Source organism: Streptomyces sp. JHA26 (genome assembly GCF_002005565.1).
Classification (GTDB): Bacteria; Actinomycetota; Actinomycetes; order Streptomycetales; family Streptomycetaceae; genus Streptomyces.
In genome coordinates this window covers 105577-114175 of sequence record NZ_BDJC01000017.1, presented here as the reverse complement: position 1 = coordinate 114175, position 8599 = coordinate 105577, and the positions used below count along the sequence as shown (strand labels likewise).

At 74.0% G+C, this 8599-nt stretch carries 6 protein-coding genes and 1 riboswitch; of the genes, 1 reads left to right on the top strand and 5 read right to left on the bottom strand.

The window, feature by feature from the left end; genetic code table 11:
• Positions 1-45: 45 nt before the first annotated feature.
• Positions 46-2955 (bottom strand): bifunctional GNAT family N-acetyltransferase/acetate--CoA ligase family protein, encoded by a 2910-nt coding sequence (locus tag JHAT_RS13635; RefSeq protein ID WP_077798398.1) that lies wholly within the window; start codon positions 2953-2955, stop codon positions 46-48.
• 175 nt (positions 2956-3130) lie between these two features.
• On the opposite strand from JHAT_RS13635, the gene JHAT_RS13625 reads away from it, so the two are divergent.
• Positions 3131-3412 carry an HPr family phosphocarrier protein gene (locus tag JHAT_RS13625; protein WP_019755624.1) on the top strand — a complete coding sequence of 94 codons (282 nt, stop codon included), beginning with the start codon at positions 3131-3133 and terminating at the stop codon, positions 3410-3412.
• Positions 3413-3529: 117 nt separating this feature from the next.
• Here JHAT_RS13625 and JHAT_RS13620 read toward each other — a convergent pair whose 3' ends face one another.
• The 4 genes from JHAT_RS13620 to JHAT_RS13605 form a co-directional block, all read right to left on the bottom strand.
• Positions 3530-4222, bottom strand: a complete 693-nt coding sequence (locus tag JHAT_RS13620) for a GntR family transcriptional regulator (RefSeq protein WP_077798397.1) — start codon at positions 4220-4222, stop codon at positions 3530-3532.
• Between the two features lie 259 nt (positions 4223-4481).
• Positions 4482-5246 (bottom strand): M23 family metallopeptidase, encoded by a 765-nt coding sequence (locus JHAT_RS13615; protein WP_077798396.1) that lies wholly within the window; start codon positions 5244-5246, stop codon positions 4482-4484.
• Positions 5247-5258: 12 nt separating this feature from the next.
• A riboswitch (cyclic di-AMP (ydaO/yuaA leader) is annotated at positions 5259-5422 on the bottom strand.
• 191 nt (positions 5423-5613) lie between these two features.
• On the bottom strand, positions 5614-7002 hold the full coding sequence (locus JHAT_RS13610) for a pitrilysin family protein (RefSeq protein ID WP_077798395.1): 1389 nt from the start codon (positions 7000-7002) through the stop codon (positions 5614-5616).
• Positions 6999-8351 carry a pitrilysin family protein gene (locus JHAT_RS13605; RefSeq protein ID WP_077798394.1) on the bottom strand — a complete coding sequence of 451 codons (1353 nt, stop codon included), beginning with the start codon at positions 8349-8351 and terminating at the stop codon, positions 6999-7001. Before JHAT_RS13605 ends, JHAT_RS13610 begins: the two co-directional genes overlap by 4 nt.
• Between the last annotated feature and the right edge of the window lie 248 nt (positions 8352-8599).

Below are 8599 nucleotides of genomic sequence, written 5' to 3'. Positions count from 1 at the left end.
GGGGCCGTCCCCGCGCGGTCGCGCTCGGCCGGTGCGCCGGGGGCGTCAGTACGCCGGAAGCATCCGCGGGCCGAGGTCGTCCCGGGCGGGTGGGGGCGCGAGGCGGACGGAGGCGCCGAGGACGCTCAGTCCGCGCGGGGCGACGACGACCGGCTCCAGGGTGACCGCGACGACCTCCGGGTGGTCGTCGACCAGCCGGGAGACGCGCAGCAGCAGTTCCTCCAGGGCGGCCGCGTCGACCGGGGCCGAGCCGCGCCAGCCGAAGAGGAGGGGCGCGGTGCGGATCGAACGGATCAGGGAAGTGGCCTCCCGGTCGGTGACCGGGATCAGCCGGTGCGCCGTGTCGCCGAGGAGCTGGGTGGCCGCCCCGGCGAGCCCGAAGGAGAGCACCGCGCCGGCCGCCGGGTCGATGACCGCCCGGACGACCGTGTCGACGCCGCGCGGCGCCATCCCCTGTACCACCGGCCGCAGTTCCTCGGGCCTGCCGAAGAGCTCGGTCAGCTCGGCGTAGGCCCGGCGCAGTTGTTCCTCGTCCGCGAGGTCGAGGCGGACGCCGCCCAGGTCGGCGCGGTGGCGCAGGTGCGGGGCGGTGGCCTTGAGGGCGACGGGGTAGCCGAGCGCGCCGGCGGCGGCGACGGCGTCGTCGGGGGTGGGGGCGGGCAGGGCGCGGTGGACGTGGATGCCGTACCTGCCGAGCAGCTCGCAGGTGTCGTCGTCGCCGAGCGCCAGGCCCTGCCCGCGCGCGAGGTGGCCCGCGATCAGCTCGGCGGCGCCCTTCTCGTCGATGTCGTCGTACTCCGGGACCTTGCCGGGGTCGGCGGCGTCGCGGCGCCACTGCGCGTAGGCGACGGCCTGGGCGAGGGCGCGGACGGCGCGTTCGGCGGCGGGATAGGCGGGGATGAGGCGGGCCCCTTCCGGGGCCTGGGCGGTCTCGGCGGTCTCGGCGGTCTCGGCGGTCTCGATGGGCGGCTCCGGCGCGGGGCCGCCGTCCGCGATGTCCGGGGTGCCTGGGGTGCCTGGGGCGCCTGGGGTGCCTGGGGTGCCCGGTGCCCCCGGGAGCGGGGGGCCCGGGGCGGCCTGCGGTGCGGTGCTCGCCGCGGCGGACAGGGCCTGGGCGAGGCCGCCCAGCTCCACGTGCACCACGAGGACGGGCTTGTCGGGCACCGCGGTCGCCGCCGAGCGCAGCGCCTCGGCCAGTGCCGCGTCGCCGGCCGCCCCCTCCCCCACCGTCGGGATGGCGGTCACCACCACCGCGTCGCAGGTGTCGTCGGCCAGCGCCCGGGACAGGGCCGCGTGGAAGTCCTGCGCGGAGGCCGCCGTCGTCAGGTCCAGCGGAGGGTGCGGCCGCAGGCCCTCCGACAGACACGCGTCGTAGGTGAGCAGTCCCAGGGACTCCGAGTTCCCGAGGATGGCCACCCGTGGACCGGCGGGCAGGGGCTGGCGGGCGAGCAGCAGCCCGGCGTCGACCAGGTCGGTGATCGTGTCGACGCGGATCACCCCGGCCTGCCGCAGCAGCGCGGAGACCGTCGCGTGCGGCAGCCGCGTCGCCCGTACGGCGTGGCCCTGCGGCGCGACGCCGCCGTGCCGGGCGCCCTGCACCACGACCAGCGGCTTGGACGCCGCCGTGCGCCGGGCCAGGCGGGTGAACTTGCGGGGGTTGCCGATGGACTCCAGGTACATCAGCGCGACGTCGGTCTCGGGGTCGTCGTACCAGTACTGGAGGACGTCGTTGCCGGAGACGTCGGCCCGGTTGCCGGAGGAGACGAAGGTGGACACGCCGGTCACGCCGGTGACCCCGCCGCCGCGCCGGTGCAGCCGGGAGAGCAGGGCGATGCCGATGGCGCCGGACTGGGCGAACAGGCCGATCCGGCCGGGGCGGGGCATCTCGGGGGCGAGGGAGGCGTTGAGGCGGATCGCCGGGGAGGTGTTGATGATCCCGAAGGCGTTGGGCCCGATGATCCGCATGCCGTACGTGCGCGCCTGGCGCACGAGGGTCCGCTGGCGTTCGCGTCCCTCGGGGCCGCTGTCGGCGTACCCGGCGGAGATCACGACGAGGCCCTGCACGCCGTGTTCGCCGCACTCGGCGACGACCTCGGGCACGTGCTCGGCGGGCACGGTGACGACGGCGAGGTCGACGGGGCCGTCGATGTCGCGCACCGAGCGGCGGGCGGGCACCCCGTCGATGTCCTTCAGGTCCTCGGGGAACGCCTTGTTCACGGCGTGGAGGCGGCCGGTGTAGCCCGCGTCCCGGAGGTTGCCGAGGATGCTGCGGCCGACGCCGCCGGGGGTGCGGCCGGTACCGACGACGGCGACGGAGCCGGGCTGGAGCAGGCGCTGCACCGAGCGGGCTTCCGCGCGCTGTTCGCGCGCGTACTGCACGGCGAGCGAGCGGTCGGTGGGTTCCAGGCCGAACTCCAGGCGGACCACGCCGTCCTCGAAGCTCCGCTTCTGGGTGTACCCGGCGTCCATGAACACCTTGATCATCTTGGTGTTCGCGGGCAGCACCTCGGCGGCGAAGCGGCGGATGCCGCGCTCCCGGGCGACGGCGGCGATGTGCTCCAGGAGCGCGGAGGCGACGCCCCGGCCCTGGTGGGCGTCCTGGACGAGGAAGGCGACCTCGGCCTCGTCGGCCGGGGCGGAAGCGGGTGTTCCGCCGGCGCCGATCCGGTCGTAGCGTACGGTGGCGATGAACTCGCCGCCGACGGTGGCCGCGAGTCCCACCCGGTCCACGAAGTCGTGGTGCGTGAAGCGGTGGACGTCCTTGGCGGACAGGCGAGGGTACGGCGCGAAGAAGCGGTAGTACTTCGACTCGTCGGAGACCTGCTCGTAGAAGCTGACCAGGCGCTCGGCGTCATCAACGGTGATGGGGCGGACGCGCGCGGTGCCGCCGTCGCGCAGCACCACGTCGGCTTCCCAGTGGGCGGGGTACTCGTGCCGGTCCGACGAGGTCTGCATGGGCCCCAGAGTACGGCTCGCGTACGACAACGGCGCGGGGCAGGCTGTGGAGGACGGAAGGTCGGGCCGAGGCCGCGGTCCGACGGCCGTCCCGGACGGTGCACGGCCGTCCGGCCATGCTTCATGATGTGGGAAACTGGTCTAGACAACCTGAACACCTGAAGGGCAGCAACACATGGCTGAGCGCCGCGTCAACGTCGGCTGGGCCGAGGGCCTCCACGCCCGCCCCGCCTCCATCTTCGTCCGAGCCGCCACGGCCACAGGCGTCCCGGTGACGATCGCCAAGGCCGACGGCAACCCCGTCAACGCGGCCTCCATGCTGGCCGTCCTGGGCCTGGGTGCCCAGGGGGGCGAGGAGATCGTCCTCGCCTCCGACGCCGAGGGCGCGGACGCGGCCCTGGACCGGCTGGCGAAGCTGGTCTCCGAGGGGCTCGAGGAGCTTCCCGAGACCGTCTGATGTGACGGCACCCCGAAAAGGCTCGCCCGGACCACCGGGCGGGCCTTTTCCCACCCCCGGTCCAGGCAGCGGAAACAGCCCCCTGAATTCCCCCCTTTTTCGTATACGGCACCCGTGTTAATTCCGCAGGACCGGCATGTTTACGGGACGTTGCGCATTCCTCACACCGCCCGGACGGTCGCCGGAGGTGAAGCGCAGCCGGTGCGCCGATGCCGACCGCTCGACGTGCAGCGCCATGAGCGCCCGCGCGCGGTCCCCGTCGCCGCGCGCCACCGCGTCGACGACCGCGCCGTGCTCCGCCCAGTGCTCCGCCGCACCGGGCGGCGTCTCCACGCGGTACATCCAGTCGATCTTGCGGCGCAGCTGGGTCAGCATCGCCGCGAGCGAGGGACTGCCGGCCGCCTGGGCGAGGGTCTCGTGGAACCAGCCGCCCAGCGCGCGCAGGTCCTCGCCGCGCCCCTGCCGCGCACGCTCCTGCCCCAGCCTGACCAGGCCCCGCAGCACCCTGAGGTGGGCCTCGGTGCGGCGCCGGGCCGCGCGGGAGGCGCCGAGGGGCTCCAGCAGCGTGCGGGTCTCGAGCAGGTCGGCGGCCTCCTGCTCGGTGGGTTCCGCGACGCACGCGCCCGCGTGCCGCCGGGTCACCACGAAGCCCTCGGCCTCCAGGGTGCGCAGCGCCTCGCGGACGGGGACGCGGGAGACGCCGTAGCGGCGGGCGAGCAGCTCCTCGGTGAGCCGGCTGCCGCGGCCGTGGACCCCGGCGACGATGTCGTCCCTGATCGCCGTGCACACCGAGTGCGCCGGAATGCGCATGTCCGACCTCCGCCTTGATCCCCGTGAAACGTCGACGATGGACACGTGTTTCCGTGACTCTAGGCCAATGCGCCGCGCTTTCGGACGGAGAGCGGGAATTCGTGGATGTTTTTTGGTCGTTCACGTGCCGGAAACGGGACGGGAAACGGCGGTAGGAAACGGCGGCGGCGAAACGGCGGCGGCGAAACCGGAAAGCCCGAAGGCCCGGGCTCGGGGAGCCGGGGCCTTCGGGATGCCGTGCGGACCGTGCCGCCCGTCGTCAGAGGTTCACGCCGTGGGAGCGGAGGTAGGCGACGGGGTCCATGTCCGAGCCGTACTCCGGGCTCGTGCGGGCCTCGAAGTGCAGGTGCGGGCCGGTGACGTTGCCGGTGGCGCCGGAGAGGCCGATCTGCTGGCCCGCGTCGACCGACTGGCCGACCGAGACGCCGATGGAGGACAGGTGGCCGTACTGGGTGTACGTGCCGTCGTGCATCCTGATCACGACCTGGTTGCCGTACGCGCCGCCCCAGCCGGCCTCGACGACGGTGCCGACGCCGACCGCGTGCACCGAGGTGCCGGTGGAGGCGTGGAAGTCGATGCCGGTGTGGCTGCCGGAGGACCACAGGGAGCTGCCGGCCCGGTAGGCCGTGGACACGTAGGAACCGGCGATCGGCGCGACGAAGGTGTTGAGGCGCTCGCGCTCCGCCTCGCGCGCGGCGCGCTCCTTGGCCTCGCGCGCCTCCTCGGCGGCCTCCGCGGCCCGCTCGCGCGCGGCCTCCATCGCCGCCTCGCGGGCGGCGGCGTCCAGGGCCGCCTGCTTCTGCGCGGCGGCCTGGGCGTCGATCTCGGCGGCGATGGAGTCGCCGATGGTGACGACCGGGGTCAGCCCGGTCTGCTCGGGCTCGGGCTCCGCGGCGAGGGCCGGGGCCGCGAGGGTGCCGACGACGCCGGTGGTGGCGAGGGCCGCGACGCCCGCCGCGCGAACGGTGGTGCGGTGCATGCGGCCGGGACGGCGGTGCTTCCCGGTGGCGCGCGTGAACGCCATGTAGAGGCTGGTCCTTTCCTTCCCTCTCGCCTACCGGGTTAGCTGACGGGTTCGGAGCAGGAAGGTCTCCTACGGACCCCCTCGCCGAAGCGCGGGCGTCCGATTCACCCCAGGGACTGCGATGGGTCCCCGGCTCCCCTGGCTCGCGCCGTACGGGGACTCGGCGATGACTGTCCGGTGCCGCGGGTGCGGCGCACTGCCTGACGAACAGCCCGGACGACGCTAGACGCGGCTGTCTTCGATCCTCAAACGCAACCGGCTTTTTGTAGCGCATGCCACAGGGCAGACGGGCAGCCTCTCCCCCAATTCGGACATACGGCGGCCCCGGTGACGCTCGGGTCACCGGGGCCGTCACGCGCGCGTACCGCTACTCGGCGGCCACCACGGTGACTTCGCCGATGCCGAGGGCCTCGACGGGCTCCTTGATCTGCGCCGCGTCGCCGACGAGGACCGTCACCAGACGGTCCACCGGGAAGGCGCTGACGACCGCCGCGGTGGCCTCCACGGTGCCCGTGGCGGCGAGTTGGCGGTACAGCGTGGCCTGGTAGTCGTCGGGCAGGTACTGCTCGACCTGGTCGGCCAGCGTGCTCGCGACGGCCGCCGCCGTCTCGTACTTCAGCGGCGCCACGCCCACCAGGTTCTGCACGGCGACGTCGCGTTCGGCGTCGGTGAGCCCGCCCTCGGCGAGCGTGCGCAGCACCGTCCACAGGTCCTGCAGCGCCGGGCCGGTGTTGGGCGTGTCGACGGAGCCGCTGATGGCGAGCATCGAGGCGCCCGTGCCGTCGGGCGCGGAACGCAGGACCTGCCCGAAGGCCCGCACGCCGTAGGTGTAGCCCTTCTCCTCGCGCAGGACGCGGTCCAGGCGCGAGGTGAGGGTGCCGCCCAGGCAGTACGTGCCGAGGACCTGCGCGGGCCACACGCGGTCGTGCCGGTCGGGCCCGGTGCGGCCGATCAGCAGCTGCGTCTGGACGGCGCCGGGGCGGTCCACGATGACGACCCGTCCGGTGTCGTCGGCGGTCACCGGCGGCACGGGGCGCGGTTCGGCGGCGGAACCGGTCCACGCGCCGAGGGTGTCACCGAGCAGCGCGTCGAGGTCGACGCCGGTGAGGTCGCCGACGATCACCGCGGTGGCCGCGGCGGGGCGGACGTGCTTCTCGTAGAAGGCGCGGACGGCCGCCGCGTCGATGTTCGCGACCGTCTCCTCGGTGCCCTGACGCGGGCGCGACATGCGCGAGTCGGCCGGGAACAGCTCCTTGGACAGCTCCTTGGCCGCGCGCCGGGAGGGGTTGGCGAGCTCGTGCGGGATCTCGTCGAGCCGGTTGCGCACCAGCCGTTCGACCTCGCTGTCGGCGAACGCGGGCGCCCTGAGCGCGTCGGCGACCAGACCCAGGGCCTTGGCGAGGCGCGAGACGGGCACCTCCAGGCTCAGCCGGACGCCGGGGTGGTCCGCGTGCGCGTCGAGGGTGGCGCCGCAGCGCTCCAGCTCGGCGGCGAACTCCTCGGCGGAGTGCTTGTCGGTGCCCTCGGAGAACGCGCGCGCCATGATCGTGGCGACACCGTCCAGACCGGCGGGCTCGGCGTCCAGGGGCGCGTTCAGCGAGACCTCGACGGCGACGACCTGCTGGCCGGGGCGGTGGCAGCGCAGCACGGTGAGGCCGTTGTCGAGGCTGCCGCGCTCGGGGGCGGGGAACGCCCAGGGCTTGGGCTCGCCGGCCTGCGGCTGGGGGTGGAATTCCATGGTGGCGAGCTCGGTCACTTGGCCGCCTCCTCGTCGTCGTCGGTGGCGTCGTTCTCGTCGGCGGGGGCGGTCGGCTCGTAGACGAGCACCGCGCGGTTGTCGGGGCGCAGGCGGGCCTTGGCGACCTCCTGGACCTCCTCGGCCGTCACCTCGAGCACCCGCTGCACGGCGGTGAGGGCGAGCTGCGGGTCGCCGAACAGGACGGCGTAGCGGCACAGTTCGTCGGCGCGGCCGGCGACCGTGCCGAGGCGGTCGAGCCACTCGCGCTCCAGCTGGGCCTGGGCGCGCTCCATCTCCTCGGCCGTGGGGCCCTCCTCGGCGAACCGGGCGAGCTCCTCGTCGATGGCCGACTCGATGACGGGCACCTCCACGTCACCGGACGTCTTCACGTCCAGCCAGCCCAGGGAGGGCGCCCCGGCGAGCCGCAGCAGACCGAAGCCGGCGGCCACGGCCGTGCGGTCGCGCCGCACGAGCCGGTTGTACAGGCGGGACGACTCGCCGCCACCCAGGACGGTCAGGGCCAGGTCGGCCGCGTCGCACGCGCGCGTGCCGTCCTCCGGCAGGCGGTAGGCCGCCATCAGGGCGCGCGCCGGGACCTCCTCCTCGACGACCTCGCGCAGCTGCTCGCCCATGACGTCGGGCAGCGAGCCGTCCCGGGGGGCGGGCTTGCCGTCGTGCGACGGGATGGAGCCGAAGTACTTCTCGATCCAGGCGAGCGTCTGCTCGGGGTCGATGTCGCCGACGACGGACAGCACCGCGTTGTTCGGCGCGTAGTAGGTGCGGAAGAACGCGCGCGCGTCCTCCAGCGTCGCCGCGTCCAGGTCCGCCATCGAGCCGATCGGCGTGTGGTGGTACGGGTGGCCCTCCGGGTACGCCAGGGCGGTCAGCTTCTCGAACGCCGTGCCGTAGGGCACGTTGTCGTAGCGCTGGCGGCGCTCGTTCTTGACGACGTCCCGCTGGTTCTCCATGGACTCCTCGTCCAGGGCGGCGAGCAGGGAGCCCATGCGGTCGGCCTCCAGCCAGAGGGCGAGCTCCAGCTGGTGGGCCGGCATGGTCTCGAAGTAGTTGGTGCGCTCGAAGCTGGTGGTGCCGTTGAGCGAGCCGCCGGCGCCCTGCACCAGCTCGAAGTGGCCGTTGCCCTTGACCTGGGCGGAGCCCTGGAACATCAGGTGCTCGAAGAGGTGAGCCAGACCGGTGCGCCCCTTGACCTCGTGGCGCGAGCCGACGTCGTACCAGAGGCACACCGCCGCGACCGGGGTCAGGTGGTCCTCGGAGAGCACCACGCGCAGGCCGTTGGCCAGGCGGTGCTCGGTCGCTGTCAGGCCGCCGGAGCCTGCCTGGGCTGTGGCCGTGTGACCCATGGGCATGTACGTCCCTTCGATCGCGGAAATCCGGATGGAAACATCGGGCGGAACTGCGGAATTCCGCCGGTCCTGCCACTGTATGCAAGCGTGCGGGCCGCCGGTGGAGTTCCCGGACCTCGTACGCCGAGAGCGAGATCGGGCCGGCGACCGCCGGGGACGGGGGCGCGGGGCGAGGGCGTACCCTGCGGGCAGCGCCGGGCCGGGCAGCCCGTGACGGGTCCTGGTCGGTCGCTGTCAGTGCCGCGGTCCAC